15 protein-coding genes are annotated in these 16,205 nt (G+C 72.1%); 9 read left to right on the top strand and 6 right to left on the bottom strand.

The annotated features are described in order from the left end of the window. Nucleotides 1-25: 25 nt before the first annotated feature. Nucleotides 26-928, top strand: a complete 903-nt coding sequence (locus tag CP981_RS08595; RefSeq protein WP_085924266.1) for an esterase/lipase family protein — start codon at nt 26-28, stop codon at nt 926-928. Nucleotides 929-992: 64 nt separating this feature from the next. On the opposite strand, the gene CP981_RS08590 is transcribed toward CP981_RS08595, so the two are convergent. Continuing rightward, nucleotides 993-1,580 carry a TetR/AcrR family transcriptional regulator gene (locus CP981_RS08590; protein ID WP_085924267.1) on the bottom strand — a complete coding sequence of 196 codons (588 nt, stop codon included), beginning with the start codon at nt 1,578-1,580 and terminating at the stop codon, nt 993-995. Between the two features lie 74 nt (nt 1,581-1,654). Here CP981_RS08590 and CP981_RS39500 point away from each other — a divergent pair, with 74 nt between their 5' ends. Then, nucleotides 1,655-1,855: a hypothetical protein gene (locus tag CP981_RS39500; RefSeq protein ID WP_085924268.1), complete on the top strand. Its 201-nt coding sequence runs from the start codon at nt 1,655-1,657 to the stop codon at nt 1,853-1,855. Here the strand turns inward: CP981_RS39500 and CP981_RS08580 are convergent. Continuing rightward, nucleotides 1,845-3,128, bottom strand: a complete 1,284-nt coding sequence (locus CP981_RS08580; protein ID WP_244329595.1) for an APC family permease — start codon at nt 3,126-3,128, stop codon at nt 1,845-1,847. The two genes, CP981_RS39500 and CP981_RS08580, sit on opposite strands and share 11 nt — an antisense overlap. A gap of 80 nt (nt 3,129-3,208) precedes the next feature. On the opposite strand from CP981_RS08580, the gene CP981_RS08575 reads away from it, so the two are divergent. Then, nucleotides 3,209-3,676 (top strand): Lrp/AsnC family transcriptional regulator, encoded by a 468-nt coding sequence (locus CP981_RS08575; protein WP_085924269.1) that lies wholly within the window; start codon nt 3,209-3,211, stop codon nt 3,674-3,676. A gap of 70 nt (nt 3,677-3,746) precedes the next feature. Here CP981_RS08575 and CP981_RS08570 read toward each other — a convergent pair whose 3' ends face one another. Beyond that, entirely contained in the window at nt 3,747-4,748 is a 1,002-nt protein-coding gene (locus CP981_RS08570) for a lytic polysaccharide monooxygenase auxiliary activity family 9 protein (protein WP_085924270.1), read from the bottom strand. Nucleotides 4,749-5,160: 412 nt separating this feature from the next. After that, nucleotides 5,161-7,686 (bottom strand): SpoIIE family protein phosphatase, encoded by a 2,526-nt coding sequence (locus tag CP981_RS08565; protein WP_085924271.1) that lies wholly within the window; start codon nt 7,684-7,686, stop codon nt 5,161-5,163. A 194-nt stretch (nt 7,687-7,880) separates the two neighbouring features. Here CP981_RS08565 and CP981_RS08560 point away from each other — a divergent pair, with 194 nt between their 5' ends. The 5 genes from CP981_RS08560 to CP981_RS08540 all read left to right on the top strand — a co-directional run bounded on the left by CP981_RS08560 (nt 7,881) and on the right by CP981_RS08540 (nt 13,681). After that, nucleotides 7,881-9,056, top strand: coding sequence for a methyltransferase domain-containing protein (locus tag CP981_RS08560; protein WP_085924272.1), 1,176 nt, complete (start codon nt 7,881-7,883; stop codon nt 9,054-9,056). 275 nt (nt 9,057-9,331) lie between these two features. Then, complete coding sequence (asnB, locus tag CP981_RS08555; protein WP_085924273.1) at nt 9,332-11,182, top strand: asparagine synthase (glutamine-hydrolyzing); 1,851 nt, start codon at nt 9,332-9,334, stop codon at nt 11,180-11,182. A 236-nt stretch (nt 11,183-11,418) separates the two neighbouring features. Beyond that, nucleotides 11,419-11,808 (top strand): GntR family transcriptional regulator, encoded by a 390-nt coding sequence (locus CP981_RS08550; protein ID WP_085924274.1) that lies wholly within the window; start codon nt 11,419-11,421, stop codon nt 11,806-11,808. 67 nt (nt 11,809-11,875) lie between these two features. Next, nucleotides 11,876-12,652 (top strand): dimethylargininase, encoded by a 777-nt coding sequence (ddaH, locus tag CP981_RS08545; RefSeq protein ID WP_085924275.1) that lies wholly within the window; start codon nt 11,876-11,878, stop codon nt 12,650-12,652. Between the two features lie 69 nt (nt 12,653-12,721). Next, nucleotides 12,722-13,681: a pirin family protein gene (locus CP981_RS08540; RefSeq protein ID WP_085924276.1), complete on the top strand. Its 960-nt coding sequence runs from the start codon at nt 12,722-12,724 to the stop codon at nt 13,679-13,681. A gap of 609 nt (nt 13,682-14,290) precedes the next feature. On the opposite strand, the gene CP981_RS08530 is transcribed toward CP981_RS08540, so the two are convergent. Beyond that, nucleotides 14,291-14,713, bottom strand: a complete 423-nt coding sequence (locus tag CP981_RS08530; RefSeq protein WP_085924278.1) for a carboxymuconolactone decarboxylase family protein — start codon at nt 14,711-14,713, stop codon at nt 14,291-14,293. A 100-nt stretch (nt 14,714-14,813) separates the two neighbouring features. Then, the gene (locus CP981_RS08525) at nt 14,814-15,524 is read right to left on the bottom strand and encodes a TetR/AcrR family transcriptional regulator (RefSeq protein ID WP_085924279.1); all 711 of its coding nucleotides are present in this window, start codon (nt 15,522-15,524) and stop codon (nt 14,814-14,816) included. A gap of 69 nt (nt 15,525-15,593) precedes the next feature. On the opposite strand from CP981_RS08525, the gene CP981_RS08520 reads away from it, so the two are divergent. Further along, nucleotides 15,594-15,911: a hypothetical protein gene (locus CP981_RS08520; RefSeq protein WP_150522319.1), complete on the top strand. Its 318-nt coding sequence runs from the start codon at nt 15,594-15,596 to the stop codon at nt 15,909-15,911. Nucleotides 15,912-16,205: the final 294 nt, after the last annotated feature.

Below are 16,205 nucleotides of genomic sequence, written 5' to 3'. Positions count from 1 at the left end.
CCCCTCACCCCGCAAGGAGCATCGTATGAAGCTGCGCTGGTCAAGAACGCTCACCCTTCTCCCCGCCCTCGCCCTGGCCCTCGGTGCCGCCACCGTCCCCGCCGCGGCCGCCGACCCGTCGCCCGCCACCACCCCGGCCGGAGGCGCCGCCCAGCACCCCACGCGCACCGCCGCCGGCAGCGGCTGGAACAACTACTCCTGCAAGCCCTCCGCCGCCCACCCGCGGCCGGTGGTCCTGGTGCACGGCACGCTCGGCAACTCCATCGACAACTGGCTCGGCCTGGCGCCCTACTTGGTGGCCCGCGGCTACTGCGTCTTCTCCCTGGACTACGGTCAGCTGCCCGGCGTCCCGTTCTTCCACGGGCTGGGCCCGGTCGACGCGTCCGCCCAGCAGCTCGCCGCCTATGTCGACCGGGTGCTGGCCGCCACCGGCACCGAGAAGGTCGATCTCGTCGGCCACTCGCAGGGCGGCATGATGTCGCGGGTGTACCTGAAGTTCCATGGCGGTGCGGACAAGGTGAACACGCTGGTCGGGCTGGCACCCGACAACCACGGCACCGATCTGAACGGCCTGACCCGTCTGCTCGACCACTTTCCCGGTGCCAAGGACTACATCGACAAGCTGACTCCCGGGCTGGCCGACCAGATCGCCGGCTCCGACATCCTCAACCGCCTCAACGAGGGCGGTGACACGCTCCCCGGGGTGCACTACACCGTGATCGCGACCAAGTACGACGAGGTCGTCACCCCCTACCGGAGTGCCTTCCTCGACGGCCCCGATGTACGCAATGTGGTGGTCCAGGATCTGTGCGGGCTCGACCTCTCCGAGCATGTGGCCATCGGGCTCGTCGACCGCGTCGCCTTCCACGAGACGGCCAACGCCCTCGACCCGGCGCACGCCACCCGGACGACCTGTCTGCCGGGCTGACCGGGAGCCGGCCCGGTCCGCCGCCGCGGCGGGGCCGGGCCGCGCTCCGTATCAGGCGTGAGGGTCAGTCGGCGGCCAACAGGGCGTCGGTGCACCGCTCCGCCAGGTCCTCGGCGTGCGGGGGCAGCGGGGTGCCGCCGCGCAGATGGCGGCGGACCAGCGACAGCGGGAGGTCGACGGCGGCGAGCGTCACCCGGTCGAAGCCCTCTCTGCCGTGCAGCCCCAGGGCCCCCGCGAGCGCCGCCAGGGCGGCCCGTACCTGCATGTTCCCCTCTTCCGCGCGCAGCAGATGCTCGTCGGACCAGTCGTCCCGCCCGAATTCCTGGGCCCCGTACAGGAGCAGCGCGGCCTCCGCCGGGTGGGTGCGGCTCCACGCCACGATGTGCCGGGCGGCCGCCCGGCCCCCGGCGCGCGGGTCGTCCGAGGATTCGAGGGCCTCGAAGTAGCCCGCCTGGAAGCCCTCGACGGTACGCAGCCACACCTCGGCCAGCAGCGCCGAGCGGCCGGCGAAACGGTGGTAGAGCGAGCCGCTGGGGGCGCCGGCGGCGGCCGCGACCGCGGACATGGTGACGCCCGAGGGCCCGGACTCGGCCGCCAGCTGTACGGCGGCGTCGAGGAGCTGTGCGGTGTCGAACCGGGGTGGCCTGGCCATGTTCTAGAGGGTACTCTCCACTATATTGGAGAGGCGCCTCTAGAACGGGTGCGGACCAGGTGAGGAAGGGCGCGATGGGTGTCTGCAACGTGCACGAGCGGGAGCTGCCGGTGTCCGGCGCCGAGGCGGGTCTGCTGATCGACGGCCTGTCCGGCGGCACCGGCCCGCTCTGGCCGCGCCCCCTGGACCGCGCCGAACGGGCCTGTACGGGCACCGTCGCCCGGCCCGCCCGCTGGAGCCGCTATGTACGGCTGCTGCGCCGCCTCATCGGGTGATCCGGCGCAGCGTCAGAAAGCCGACGGCCGCGCAGGCGAGTCCCGCCGGGATCAGCAGCAGCCATCCTGAGAAGACCAGCACGGCCGCCGTCAGCAGGGCGCTCGCGCATCCGCCGCACCACAGGGGAGCGCGGCGGGGCAGCAGCACCAGCGCGGCGGCCAGGCCGGCGAGGGTCACCGCCGCCAGACAGGTGGCGGTGGCCCTCATCAGGAGATCCAGGTCGGCGCCGCCGAAGCCCGCCGCTGCCCCCACGAGCACGGCCGCCCCGCCGAGCACCGTCAGTGACCGCCGCGGCACCTCACCCGGCGCGCCGCCCTTGGCCAGCGCGCGCGGCGCCGCCCCGTCCCGGGCGAGCGCCGCACCGAGCCGGGAGGCCCCGGCCAGATACGAGTTGACCGCGCCGAAGGTCAGAAAGAGCGCCGCCACGGCGGCCACGGGGCGGGCGGCGCCGCCCACGCTCCGGGCGAGCAACTCGGTCAGCGGGGTCTCGGTCCCGGCCGCGGCCGGACCCAGCGCACCGATCGTGGCCACCGCGAGCCCCAGGTAGAGCACGGTGATGACGGCGAGCGTACGGCGCGTGACCCGCGGCAGATCCCGCGCGGGATCGGCGAACTCGCCCGACAGATGGCTGGCCGCCTCCCACCCGGCGAACGCGAAGAACAGCACCACGGCCGCCGACCCGACCGAGGACCAGCCGCCCGGCATGAACGGGGTGAAGTGGGCGGCGGACACCTGCGGCGCGGCGGCCAGCACGGTGCCCAGCAGCACCACCGCCAGCAGCCCGCCGAGCAGCAGCTGCACCCGGCCCGACAGCCGCAGCCCCACCGCGTTGGAGACCAGCGCCACCGCGACCACCGCCGCGGCCACCACGGCCGCGCCCGTGCCGCCCCAGCCGGCCGCGTCGGCCACGTACTTCCCGCCGATCCACGACGCCGAGACCACGCCGATCGGCACCGCCCCGTAGAACCACCACCCCACCACGGCCGCCGCCCGCGGCCCGATCGCCCGGTGTACGTAGGTGGCCACGCCCCCGCCGTCGGGGAACCGCGCGCCGAGCGCCGCGAAGGAGGCGGCCACCGGCACGCACAGGGCGAGCAGGACCACCCAGGCCAGGATCGAGGCGGGGCCGGCCGCGGCGGCGGCCAGGGACGGCAGCGTCAGCACGCCGGGCCCGAGGACGGCCCCGGCGCACAGCGCGGTACCGCTGCCGACGCCCAGCCGCCGTACATCCGGTAGTGCGGATGCCGGGAGGGATGTTTGTTGTACGGTCACAGCCGCAGAACGTAACCGCTGGATTGATCAATCTGGCCTCTCGCCGAACATAATTCGGCGGCTGCGGCACCATGGGGCTCATGGACGACATTGATTCGGCGATTGTGCGTGAACTACAGCGCGATGCACGGCAGACCAACCGTGACCTGGCCCGCCGGCTGAACATCGCGCCCTCCACCTGCCTGGAGCGGGTCCGGGCCCTGCGCGCCCGGGGAGTGATCACCGGCTATCGCGCGACCGTGGACCTGCGCGCCCTCAACCGGCCCGTACAGGCGCTGCTCACGGTCCGTATCCGCCCGATGAACCGCGAGGTCATCGAGCGCTTCAAGGCCTTTCTGACCTCGCTGCCCGAGGTGCTCAGCGTCTATGTCGTCGCGGGCGGCGACGACTTCCTCGTCCATGTGGCCGTCCCCGACGTCGACCGGCTGCACGCGCTCCTGATGGACCAGGTCTTCAAGCGCCGTGAGGTCGTCGACTGCCGGAGCTCGGTCATCTACCAGCATGTCGCCAACGACATCATCGAGGCGCTGCCGCCGGCCGGCTCCTGATACGTCGACGACGCCGCCCCCGCGGTGAAGCAGGGGCGGCGCCGCTTACCGGACCCGCCGGGCTGCGGGCTCAGTCGCGGTGCCGGGCGGCCTTGCGGCGGGTGGTGAGGAACAGGACCCCGGCGCCGAGGGCGACCACGGCGGCGCCGCTCACGGCGAGCGAGGCGGTGGAGCTGTCCCCGCCGGTCTCCGCCAGCCGCTGCCCGCCGACCGGCCGGGAACCGCCGTGGGGGTGCGCGCCGTTGGCCTCCGCGTGATCGGCGGGCGCCGGGGCGTCGGCGGCCGCCGACCGGACCGTGCCCGTGTGGCCGGCCTCGCCGCCGTGATGGTGGTGACCCGTGCCCACCGACGACTTGGGGGCGCCCGCCGCGATCTGGGCGTCGGTCGGCGCGGAGGCGGACGGCGCGGGCGCCGCCGCGCTGCCGGTGCCGGCCGCCTTCTTGCCGAAGACCACGTCCGAGCAGGTGTAGAACGCCTCGGGGCTGTCCGACCGCTGCCAGATGCTGTAGATCAGATGGCGTCCGGACCGCGCCGGCACCTTCGCGTCGAAGACGTACTCGCCGTTGACGAGCTTGGGGTCGACGACCTTCGCGAACGGCTTCGACTCCAGGTCGGACCACTTCAGCGGCTTCTTCGGGTCATAGCCGGCCTTGGTGAGGTACAGCTCGAACGAACCCCGGTGGGGCGCGGTGGCCTTGTAGTGGAAGGTGTGGCCGCCCGCCCGCATCGGGGACGACGGCCAGTCGGCACGGGCCAGGTCCAGGCCCTTGTACTCGGCGCTGTTGGCGCTGCACAGCTTGCCGTCCGGGATACGGGTCCGGGACCGGCCGCCCGCTTCGCCGTCCCGTACGCCGTTCCAGTCGTAGAGGGCCTGGGCCCCGCCGGCCTGGACGGCGGCCTTGCACGCCGCGGACCGCGGGCTCTCGGGGCCCTCGGCGTAGCAGGCCGAGACCCGGCTGACCGGGTCCGTCATCGAGCCGTGTGCGGCGGCCGGGCTCGCGGTGAGCGCGGTGAGCGCGAGCGGGGCGATGCCGATGAGTGCGATCCCGGTGGCCTTGCGACGAACGGTCATCGTGGGGGTCTCCTTCAGGTGCGGGGAGCGGGAGTGGCGGGGGAGCGGTGGGGGTCGGGTCGCGTCCGGCGACGCCGCCCCCGGTGACCGGCGCCGACGGTCCGCGACCCGCCTTGCGAACAGCACGCTAGCCGCGCTGAACAGCGCTTTTGCCGGTGAAAGGGCGATCCTGGTGATCGTTATGGTGGCCTTAAGGGACGGCTAAGCGGGGGCTCATGCAGATGGGGAGGAAACGGGCACCCGTACGGGCGGGGAGCGCCGCCCGTACGGGTGTCCCGGTCGCCTCGAACCGCAGCTGCCGCGGCCACCTTGCGCCGCTCTCGGGCCGTACCCGCAGCGGGAATTGGCATCGGCGGGAGTCGTCCGCGGGGGGAGCCGTGCGCGGTGGGAGCCGTCCGCGCGGGAGTGGTTGTCAGCGGCCTTCGGTGCCGCCGTCGGGGGACGGGTCGCCGATGTCGTCGAGGCCTTCGAGGAGCGCGTCCACGGCGTTCGCCGATACGGGGCCGTCGGCCGAACGGAGCGACTGTTCGGCCCAGATGATCTTCCCCTGGGCGGTGTAGCGGGTGCCCCAGCGCTCGGCGTACCGGGCGATGAGGAACAGCCCCCGGCCGCCCTCGTCGGTGGTGCGCGCATGGCGGAGGTGCGGCGAGGTGCTGCTGCTGTCCGACACCTCGCAGATCAGCGTCCGCGCCCGGATCATCCGCAGGCTGATCGGCCCGGAGGCGTGCCGGATGGCGTTGGTGACCAGTTCGCTGACGATCAGCTCGGTGGAGAAGACGAGGTCCTCCAGGCCCCACTCCGCCAGCCGGCCGGCGGCGGACCTGCGGGCCTGGCCGACCGCGGACGGATCGGCGGGGATCTCCCAGGTCGCCAGCTGGGACGGCGCCAGGGCGCGGGTGCGGGCCAGCAGCAACGCCACGTCATCGACCGGCCGTCCGCCCGGCAGAGCGCCGATCACCGTGTCGCAGAGATCCTCCAGCGGGGCCTGCGGATCGGCCAGGGCGGTACGCAGCCTGGTGATCCCGCCGTCGAGATCGAGCGCCTTCCCCAGCAGCAGGCCGTTGGTGTAGAGGGCCAGCAGGCTGCCTTCCCCCAACGGGAGTTCGACGGATTCGAAGGGCATCCCGCCCAGCCCCAGCGGCGGTCCGGTCGGCAGCTCCAGCAGCTGACCTTCGCCCGCGGGGCTGATGAGCAGCGGTGCGGGGTGTCCGGCGCGGGCCAGCGTGCAGCGGCAGCCGACCGGGTCGTAGACCGCGTACAGGCAGGTGGCTCCGATGACCCCGTCGTCGGCGTTGGTGTCGTGGCCGACCCGGTTGACCATGTCGTCCAGGTGCGCCAGCACCTCTTCCGGGGACAGGTCAAGGTCGGCGAGCGCCTGCACCGCGGCCCGCAGCCGCCCCATGGTGGCCGCGGCGTGCACCCCGTGGCCGACGACATCGCCGACCACCAGCGCCACCCGGGCGCCGGACAGCGGGATCACATCGAACCAGTCGCCGCCGACGCCGCTGAGCGAGTCGGCCGGCAGATAGCGGTAGGCGGCCTCCACCGCGCACTGCTCGGGCAGATCGTGCGGCAGCAGGCTGTGCTGGAGGGTGAGGGCCGCATTGTGCTCGCGGGTGTATCTGCGGGCGTTGTCGATGGAGATCGCGGCGCGGGCGACGAATTCCTCGGCGAGCACCAGGTCGTCGGGCTGGAACGGCCCGGTGTGCTGCCAGCGGGCGAACGCGGCCGTCCCCAGGAAGGCGCCCCGCGCCCGGAGCGGCACCACCATCAGCGAGTGGAAGCCCAGTTCCCGCAGGTGCGCCGCGCGGACCGGGTCCTCGGCCGCCCATTCGGCGTCGGCGAGATCCAGCGTCTGGAACAGCGCCGAATCGCCCTCGATGAGACTCAGCACGACGGGCGCCGACGGCGGGTAGGCGGCCGCGTCCCCGATCGCCACCACCGCCTCGGGACAGCCCTCGCGTACCGACTGCTGCCCCGCCCGGCGCATGGTGAACAGATCCGTGGCGTCGACCGGCTCGGGCAGCGGCTCCTCCCCGGAGAGCAGCGCGTCGAGCAGATCGACGGTGACGAAGTCGGCGAGCTCCGGAACCGCCGCGTCGGCGAGTTCCTGCGCGGTCTGCCAGACGTCCAGGGAGCTGCCGATGCGCTCGGCGGCCCGGTTCAGCAGGGCCATCCGCTGACGTGCCCGGTAGCTCTCCGTGACGTCGAGGACCATGTAGCAGACGCCCAGCACCTGACCGGCTTCGTCCTCGATCCGGAAGAACGAGGTGGAGTAGGCGTGCTCCCGCTGCGGATCGGACTCCGGGTGCCCCAGATACTCGTAGCCGACCGACGGGGTACCGGTGGCCAGCACCTTGCGCATCTCCGCCTCGATGGCCTCCACGGCGAGGCCCGGCTGGATCTCCCCCAGCCGCTTCCCGAGGCGCTGCTCGCGGCGGGTGCCGCCCATCTGCTCCAAGGCGTCGTTCAGCCACACGAACTGGAGGTCGGCGTTCACCATGGCCACGCCGATCGGCGACATACCGAGGATGCCCTCCAGGAACGACCGGCTCGCTCCCGACCAGGGCGTCCGGGTCATCTCGGCGGCGAGGACGAGACGTGTCGAGTGCTCCTGCGCATCCATCAGCGGCAGCACGCGGAACTCCAGGTCGAGCCGGTGGCCGTCCTTGTGCCGTACGGCTTCCAGCCCGCTCCAGCCGTCCGCCGCCGCCAGCCGGGACTCCCACCTGCTGTCCTGCGGCGCCCCGGTGGCCACGCCCGCGAACAGCTCCCCCAGGGGCCTGCCGACGGCCTCGGACACCGCATAGCCCAGCAGCCGCTCGGCGCCCTTCGTCCAGCCCTGCGCCACCCCCGCGCGATCGGCCATCACCACGGCCGTCCGCGTGAGGTCGAAGACGCCGTCTCCGGAGAGACGGCTGCTCTGGGAGGCGCACATATGACCGGTCCAATGCCGGTCCCCACCGTGCGACAGGCGCTCTCTCAGGGTGGCGCCGCCGCACTCGACCGGCCTTTTCCACGGTACCCCCTCACCCTGTCCGGGCGCTCTCCCCGGCGCCCGCCACCGGCCCGCGCAGCACGCCGGGAAGCCGTCTCCGCAGGCTTGTCAGTGGGTGCTGCCACCATCGGCACATGAGTCCCGAAGCGCCCGCCGATCCGTCCCGTCAGCCCGTGACCGACCCCCTCAACCCACCGCTGCCGACCGCCGACGCCGCCTATTGGGAAGCGGCCGCCGCCTCCTTCGACGAGGAGCCCGACCACGGTCTGCGCGACCCCGCCGTCCGCGCCGCCTGGGCCGCCCGGCTGCGCTCCTGGCTGCCGTCCGCGCCCGCCGCCGTCCTCGACCTGGGCTGCGGCACCGGAAGCCTCTCCCTGCTGGCCGCCGAGCAGGGCCACCGCGTCACGGGCATCGACCGCTCCGCGCGCATGATCGAGCGGGCGCGCACCAAGCTCGCGGGCCGCGATGCCGCGTTCCGTGTAGGTGACGCCGCCGAACCACCCGTGGGGGAGCGGCGGTTCGATGTCGTCCTGGTGCGCCATGTCCTGTGGGCCCTGCCCGACCCCGCGGCCGCGCTGCGGCACTGGGCCGGTCTGCTCACCCCCGGTGGCCGGCTGGTGCTGGTGGAGGGCCGCTGGGGCGAGGCGGACCCGATAGGTCTTCCGGCCGACGAACTCACCGCCCTCGTCGAGCCGTTGGCGGTGCGTACGCGAGTGGAGAGCCTCGCGCACGATCCGGCGCTGTGGGGCAGGGAAGTGGCCGATGAGCGGTATGTGCTGATCGCCGACCTCCCCCGTCGGCACACCGAAGTGGTCGACGTCCATCTTGTGGTGCGCCGCGGCGACGAGGTGCTGCTCGCCCGCCGGGCCGGCACCGGTTATGCGGACGGTCTGCTGAACGTCCCCTCGGGTCATGCGGAGGACGGGGAGGACGTCCGGGAGGCGGTGATCCGGGAGGCCGCGGAGGAGATCGGGCTGCGGCTGGCGCCCGAGGACCTGCGGGTCGCGCTCGTGATGCAGCACTGCGCCCCGCCTCCGGCACGGCCCCGGATCGGCTGGTTCTTCGAGGCGGAATACGGCGTGGGCGGCGAGCCGTGGAACCGCGAGCCGGACAAGTGCGCGGAGTTGGCGTGGTTCCCGCTGGCGGCGCTGCCGGACGACATGGTCGCCTACTCCCGCGCCGGACTGGACGGACTGCGCGCGGGCCACCGCTTCCTGCTCCACTGGCACCGGCCCGGCGACGCCGTGGCCCACGACCCGTCGGGCCCCGGCCGCGCGGTCGTGCTGGACGGACCGGGCCCGACGGGGTGAACCGGCGAGCACGCGCTACGCCTCGGCCACCCCTCAACTCGCTCATGTGACACGGCTCCTGGGGGAGCGGCCGAGGCCCGGCACGCGACGCGATTGCCGCTTCTTTTCCGGTGTACGGGCCCCGCTTTGCCGCCGCTTTTCCGTAACGCGGTGAGCGCGTGGCCCGTTCCGGGCGCTCCGGGACGGCTTCTGTGGCCAATACACCTACCCGCGCGTACGGTGCCTGCCGCAGGCCGCCGCCCGGATGCGGCGGCCCCGAAGGAGGAGCCGCCAGCATGTGCGGAATCACCGGATGGATCTCCTACGAGCACGACCTCACCAGACAGCGCGCCACCCTTGAGGCGATGACCGAAACCATGGCCTGCCGCGGCCCGGACGCGGCCGGCCGCTGGCTCGACACCCACGCCGCGTTCGGCCACCGCCGGCTCGCCGTCATCGACCCCGACGGCGGCAAACAGCCCATGACCGTCACCCACGACGGCCGCACCCTGGTCGTCACCACCTACAGCGGCGAGGTGTACAACTACCGCGAGCTGCGCGCCGAACTGGAGCAGCTGGGCCACACCTTCCGTACCCGCAGCGACACCGAAGTGGTGCTGCACGCCTACCTCCAATGGGGCGAGGCGTTCGCCGAGCGCCTCAACGGTATGTACGCCCTGGCGCTCTGGGACCCACGAAGCCGGCAACTCCTGCTGGTACGCGACCGGATGGGCATCAAGCCGCTCTACTACCACCCCACCCCCGACGGGGTGCTGTTCGGCTCCGAGCCCAAGGCGATCCTCGCCCACCCCTCCCTACGCCCCACCGTCGACGCCGAGGGCCTGGCCGAGCTCATCACCTTCACCAAGACCCCGGGCCACGCCGTCTACCAGGGCATGCACGAGGTACGCCCCGGCCATCTCGTCCGGGTCGGCCGCGGCGGGGTGACCGTCAAGCGCTACTGGGCCCTCACCGCCCGCGAGCACACCGATGACCTCGGCACCACCGTCGCGCACATCCGCACGCTGCTCGACGACATCGTGGACCGCCAGCTGATCGCCGATGTGCCGCTGTGCACCCTGCTCTCCGGCGGCCTGGACTCCTCCGCCATCACCGCACTCGCCGCCGGCGCGCTGGCCGCCCAGGGGCGCGGCCCGGTCCGCTCGTTCGCCGTCGACTTCACCGGCTACACCGAGAACTTCCGGCCCGACGATCTGCGAAGCACCCCCGACGGGCCGTACGCGCACGCCCTGGCCGAGCACGTCCGCACCGAGCACCAGGACATCGTCCTGGACACCGCCGCCCTGATGGACCCCGGCCACCGCGCCGCCGTCCTCGCCGCCCGCGATCTGCCCAACGGCTTCGGCGACGGCGACACCTCCCTCTACCTGCTGTTCAAGGCCATCCGCGAACAGTCCACGGTCGCGCTGTCCGGCGAGTCCGCGGACGAGGTCTTCGGCGGCTACCGCTGGTTCCACGACCCCGAGGCCGTGCACGCCGACACCTTCCCCTGGATCGCGGCCGGCCTCTCCGGCAGGTTCGCCGGGGGTGACGGCACCCGCGAGGCGCTGCTGGACCGCGGCCTGCTGGCCAAGCTCGACCTGCCCGGATACACCGCCCGCCGCTATCGCGAGGCGCTCGCCGAAGTGCCCTGCCTCGACAGCGACACCGGCCTCCAGCGGCGGATGCGCGAGATCAGCTATCTGCATCTGACCCGCTTCGTACAGATCCTGCTCGACCGCAAGGACCGCGCCAGTATGGCCGTCGGCCTGGAGGTCCGCGTCCCGTTCTGCGACCACCGCCTCGTCGACTATGTCTTCAACACCCCCTGGTCGATGAAGACCTTCGACGGCCGGGAGAAGTCGCTGCTGCGCGCCGCCACCCGCGATGTGCTGCCCGACGCGGTGGCCGACCGGGTCAAGAGCCCCTACCCCAGCACCCAGGACCCGCGCTATATCGAGGCGTTGCACGACGAACTGCAAGAGCTGGCCGCCGACCGCGCCGCCCCCGTCCGGCCGCTGCTGGACTCCGGCGCCCTCGCACAGGCCACCGCCGACGGCGCGACGCCCGGCATCCGCCCCGGCGCCGAGCTGGTCCTCGGCATGAACGCCTGGCTGCGGACGACGGGCACCACCTTGGAGCTGTGACCCCTCCCTGGGGGACACCGCCTACGTGACGTGCACCGCCTACGTGGCGTGCCCTGGGGCTGACACCTCCCGAGAGGTGGGACTTCCCGTCACAGCGGGCGCTCCTGACGCACAATGGATGCGACAAACACGCGCACCGACGGGTACGCGTACGCGCACGCATCCCGGGGACACACCCCAGGGGTACGCGCCGTCGCGCATCCGCCCGCCCCACCACCAGCACCAGGAGCGCCACCGTGTCCCCGCAGACCTTGACCCTCACCATCGATCCGGCCGCGGCCGCCGCGCCGTTCGAGCAGGTACGCACCCAGATCGCGGATCAGGCCAGGGACGGCGGTCTGCCGGTCGGCTACAAACTCCCCACCGTCCGCGGCCTCGCCGAAGAGCTCGGCCTGGCCGCCAACACCGTGGCCAAGGCCTACCGCGCCCTGGAGACCGACGGCGTGATCGAGACCCGCGGCCGCAACGGCAGCTTCATCGCGGCGGCCGGCGAGGCCGCGGACAAGGAAGCCGCCGCGGCCGCCGAGAACTACGCCCGCCGCGCCCAGCGCCTCGGCCTGGACCACCACGCCGCCCGCGCGGCGGTGGAGGAGGCCCTGCGCGCCACGTACGGGACTGACGACTGACCGCACGGCCCGAGCGGCCACCGGACCCCGCCGACACCCACCACTACGGCCCCCGAAGAGGATCCCCATGCCCAGCAAGCAGGCGCTCGTCCGCCGCCCCGGTCCCCGTCTCGCCGAGGGGCTGGTCACTCATATAGACCGGCGCCCGGTCGACCCCGCCCTCGCCCTGCGCCAGTGGGAGTCCTACGTCCAGGTGCTGCGCGACCACGGCTGGCACCTCACCGAGGTCGCCCCCGCCGACGACTGCCCCGACGCGGTCTTCGTCGAGGACACCGTGGTCATGTTCCGCAATGTCGCGCTGCTCGCCCGCCCCGGAGCCGGAGAGCGCCGGCCCGAAGTGCCGGACGCCCGCGCGGCCGTCGAGGCGCTCGGCTGCTCCGTCAACGAGATCCGGGCGCCCGGCACCCTGGACGGCGGCGACATCCTCAAGGTCGGCGACACCGTCTACGTGGGCCGCGGCGGCCGCACCAACGCCGAGGGCGTCCGCCAACTCCGGGCCGCCTTCGAGCCGTTGGGCGCCCGTGTGGTCGCGGTGCCGGTGAGCCGCGTACTGCATCTCAAATCCGCCGTGACCGCGCTCCCGGACGGCACCGTCATCGGCCATCCGCCGCTGGTCGACGACCCCGCCGCCTTTCCCCTCTTCCTGCCCGTCCCCGAGGAGTCCGGCGCCCATGTCGTGCTGCTCGGCGGCGGCAAGCTGCTGATGGCCGCCGGCGCGCCCCGCAGCGCGGAGCTCTTCGCGGACCTGGGCTATCAGCCGGTCGTCGTGGACATCAGCGAGTTTGAGAAGCTGGAGGGCTGTGTGACCTGCCTGTCCGTGCGGCTCCGCGAGCTGTATGCATGACGGGGCATCATCCCCGGCGCTTCGTGTGCCTGCCCGGACCGCACCGCTGACCGTGCCTATCGTGGCGCCATGAGCAACCTTGAAGTCAGACCCGCGCCCAGCCTGTGCGGCGGCACCGGCCGCACGGGCCCGGTCCGCGACGTCCAGCCCGGCAAGCAGGTACCCCTCGGCGAGAGCACCGTCGTCCGCCGGCTGCTGCCGAACCTCGGCCGGCGGATGGTCGGCGCCTGGTGCTTCGTCGACCACTACGGCCCGGACGACATCGTCGACGAGCCCGGGATGCAGGTGCCGCCGCATCCGCACATGGGGCTCCAGACCGTCAGCTGGCTGCGTGAGGGCGAGGTACTGCACCGCGACAGCCTCGGCAGCCTCCAGACCGTACGGCCGCGGGAACTGGGCCTGATGACGTCCGGCCGGGCCATCGCCCACTCCGAGGAATCGCCGCACGGCCATGGCCCGTTCCTGCACGGCGCCCAGCTCTGGGTGGCACTCCCCGGCGCACACCGCGACACCGCACCGTCCTTCGAGCACCACACCGACCTGCCGGTGATCAACGGCGGCGGCCTCTCCGCCACCGTCATCCTCGGCGAACTGGCCGGCGCCACCTCGCCCGGCACCACCTACTCCCCCCTGGTCGGCGCCGACCTCACCCTCACCGCCGGCACGGACACCCGTCTGCCGCTCGACACCGACTTCGAGTACGCGGCACTCACCATCTCCGGCGAGAGCGAGGTGGACGGCGTCCGGCTGGCCCCCGGCTCCCTCCTCTACCTCGGCTGCGGCCGCAGTGAGCTGCCCCTGCGCGCCGACTCCGACAGCAGCCTGCTCCTCCTCGGCGGCGAACCGTTCGAGGAACAGATCGTGATGTGGTGGAACTTCATCGGCCGCTCCCAGCAGGACATCGAGGACGCCCGCACGGACTGGACCACCGGCTCCCGCTTCGGCACCGTCCACGGCTACGACGGCGACCGGTTGGCTGCTCCCGAGCTTCCGCCCGGCCCCTTGAAGCCGCGGGGGCGAGTGCGCTGACCTGGTGCTGTGCGACTTGAGTGGATCAACGGCGAGTGCGTCCACTGCCGGCCGGGCTTTGCGGACCTGAGTGACTGGCTGCGCTTCACAGTGCAGGCTCCGGGACGCACCGGTGGCCGGACTGGCCGAGCCGGGCCGCTCGGCGTGGCTCTTCCCCTTCGTCGACCGCGGGCCGAGCCTGATGTTCTCCTACCGCACCGACGACATCGACGCCGAGTTCAAGCGCCCCGCGGTCAAGTCGATCCGGGCAGCCTTCGGCCCGGCAGGACCGTGCGCTGCTCATGCGCCGAATCTGCACGCCGCACGACCGCAAGGAGCAGCTCATGCGCACTGCGATGGTGTGCCTCATGGCCAACCCGGCGGCCGGCCCCACGCAGTGCGTTCTCCCCGAGGCGGTCCGTCCGCTTCGGGTGGGCCCGGGAGGCCCGATTCGCCACCGTCGTCTTGTTGATCCCGAGACCCCATCTGGGCGATCGCTTTCCCGGCCGCGGTGACGATCAGGAAAGCCCCCTCACGGAGCTTCGCATCGAACGTGCGTTGCTTCTCCGCCGTGACTCTTGACTTCCTCTGCCATCACGGCCTCCACGCTACGAGGGAAAGCCACTTCGATTACTGCGTTGTCATGGGGAGCAGTCCGCGTTCGCCGAAGACCTTTTTGGCGACGAGGGTGGCATTGAGGGCCTTGGGTATGCCGCAGTAGACCGCTGAGTGCAGCAGGGCCTCGATGATCTCCTTGGGGGTCAGGCCGAGGTTGAGGGAAATGTTGATGTGCACATCGAGCTCATGTTCACAGCCTCCGTGGGCGGTGAGCATGCCGAGCGTGACGAGCTGTCGGTCGCGCGGGGCGAGCCCCGGGCGGTCGTAGATTTCGCCGAAAGCCCAGGCGGCGATCTGGTGGCCGAGTTCGGGAGCGACGTCGGCGAGAGCGTCGGTGAGCTTCTGCCCGGCCTCCTCGTCAATGCGGGTGAGCACCTCCATGCCCCGCTCGAAGCGGTCCTGGCGGGTCTCGGCAACGGGGGTGGTGGAACTCATGGGTGGTCCCTTCCCGACTGCTCGTCGAGCAGCCGTTCATTGTGGTTGAGCTTTTCGGGGTTTGCCCCCGAATCCTGGATACGGCTTGTGCGGCTTCGTCTTATTCCTCATGCGTGGTGATCGAGGCCAGCAGGAGCTCCCGTCGTCTACGCAGCTCTCGCAGGCCCTCGTCAGCGGTTGCGTGGATGTCGTCCGGGCTCGCCTGTTCAGGGCCCAGCAGTGCGGTCACCGCTGCGGCGATGACCTTGTCGGGCTCGTCGACGACGGTGCCGGGCAGAGCGTGTGTGCGGATGGCCGCTTCAGTGAACCCGTCCATGAGTGCCTGCAATGCGTAGGCTTGTTCGTCCAGGGGCCAGTCGGTTCGGGCGAGCCGATGCTGGCGCCATACCGGCAGTACCGAGTACATCAGTGCGGCAGGGCCCAGGCTGTTGAGCAGTTTCATGCTGCGCGGGTGTTGGGTGAGGACGCCCAGCAGGTCAGCGTCGCCGGTCATGAGCCCGCGGACGAACGGGTGATCCAGCGCGGTGTGGATGAGCCGGGGGCACAGCCGGTGCGGGCGGCTGAGGTCAGGGTCGGTGGTCAGCGCGTCGAGGTTGCCGTCCACGGCGTGGAGGAAGTCCCTGGCGAACAGCCCGACCAGCAGGTCTTCCTTGGTGGCCCAGTACAGGTACACGGTGCCCTTGCCGACGTGCGCTTTGTCCGCGATCTCGGCGACGGTCACGCCCTTGACCCCGCGCTTGAGCACCAAGTCCCTGGCGACGGTAAGAATCCGGGCGGCCTTTTCAGAATCCTGTTCAGCCAGTACAGCCATAATCGTCTCCCCTTCCGTTTGTGTGAGCTGGACACCCGCGGCCGCGGGGCCAGGTAGCGTACCTGGGCGATGTCCCTTTCCTGCGGTCCGCCTACCGTGTTCTTCCTGGGCAGTCGCCGCAGCGGGTACGAGGTCACCGGCATCCGCATTCCGCGCGCCATCGCCCTGCGATTCGCGATCTGGAAGCAGTTGGCCGGGGTGAAGAACGTGCGTCGTTTGCCGGGCGTGCGTCCGGTCGGCCGGGGTCGAGCATCGCGCGCAACCGCTCGGCCGGCTGCTTGGCGAACCCGCCCTCCCCATGTGGTCGCGCAGACCATCCAGGATGCCCAGGCGTTCGGCGCCCGCCCTGCCGGCGCCGACGTACCCGTGTCGCGGCCTTCTCGATGACGACCGGCCTCCACGCGCTGTGCGGTAGCCGCATGGATGCCGCGATCCCGTTGATGCCAGGCCCGACCGCCAGAGCCCGTCGGCCGCTGTCGATCGCGGTGCTTTCACTGTCCATGCACTCAGGTTAGCCGAACTGACCAGATTCGTCATTTGGTCATTGACGCGTAGGGCAGACGACGTTAGCGTTCAAGCATCCGCCGAGGAGTGAGCGCGTTTCGCGTGTCCCGGCCTTCGCGGATCCATACGGCCCCGAGCACCGCGTCGCCACCGAGCTCGCGGACGACCGGCGCCATT

The sequence above is a fragment of the Streptomyces platensis genome, from assembly GCF_008704855.1.
Taxonomy (GTDB): Bacteria; Actinomycetota; Actinomycetes; order Streptomycetales; family Streptomycetaceae; genus Streptomyces; species Streptomyces platensis.
The sequence above is the reverse complement of the archived record's forward strand: the minus strand, read 5'-3'. Positions and strand labels throughout refer to the sequence as shown.

Bases quoted from the DNA above. Each gene is read 5' to 3' on its own strand.
- CP981_RS08595 (WP_085924266.1), top strand. From the start codon at position 26: ATGAAGCTGCGCTGGTCAAGAACGCTCACCCTTCTCCCCGCCCTCGCC.
- CP981_RS08590 (WP_085924267.1), bottom strand. From the start codon at position 1,580: ATGGCCAGGCCACCCCGGTTCGACACCGCACAGCTCCTCGACGCCGCC.
- CP981_RS39500 (WP_085924268.1), top strand. From the start codon at position 1,655: ATGGGTGTCTGCAACGTGCACGAGCGGGAGCTGCCGGTGTCCGGCGCC.
- CP981_RS08575 (WP_085924269.1), top strand. From the start codon at position 3,209: ATGGACGACATTGATTCGGCGATTGTGCGTGAACTACAGCGCGATGCA.
- CP981_RS08570 (WP_085924270.1), bottom strand. From the start codon at position 4,748: ATGACCGTTCGTCGCAAGGCCACCGGGATCGCACTCATCGGCATCGCC.
- CP981_RS08565 (WP_085924271.1), bottom strand. From the start codon at position 7,686: ATGTGCGCCTCCCAGAGCAGCCGTCTCTCCGGAGACGGCGTCTTCGAC.
- CP981_RS08560 (WP_085924272.1), top strand. From the start codon at position 7,881: ATGAGTCCCGAAGCGCCCGCCGATCCGTCCCGTCAGCCCGTGACCGAC.
- asnB (WP_085924273.1), top strand. From the start codon at position 9,332: ATGTGCGGAATCACCGGATGGATCTCCTACGAGCACGACCTCACCAGA.
- ddaH (WP_085924275.1), top strand. From the start codon at position 11,876: ATGCCCAGCAAGCAGGCGCTCGTCCGCCGCCCCGGTCCCCGTCTCGCC.
- CP981_RS08540 (WP_085924276.1), top strand. From the start codon at position 12,722: ATGAGCAACCTTGAAGTCAGACCCGCGCCCAGCCTGTGCGGCGGCACC.
- CP981_RS08530 (WP_085924278.1), bottom strand. From the start codon at position 14,713: ATGAGTTCCACCACCCCCGTTGCCGAGACCCGCCAGGACCGCTTCGAG.
- CP981_RS08525 (WP_085924279.1), bottom strand. From the start codon at position 15,524: ATGGCTGTACTGGCTGAACAGGATTCTGAAAAGGCCGCCCGGATTCTT.
- CP981_RS08520 (WP_150522319.1), top strand. From the start codon at position 15,594: ATGTCCCTTTCCTGCGGTCCGCCTACCGTGTTCTTCCTGGGCAGTCGC.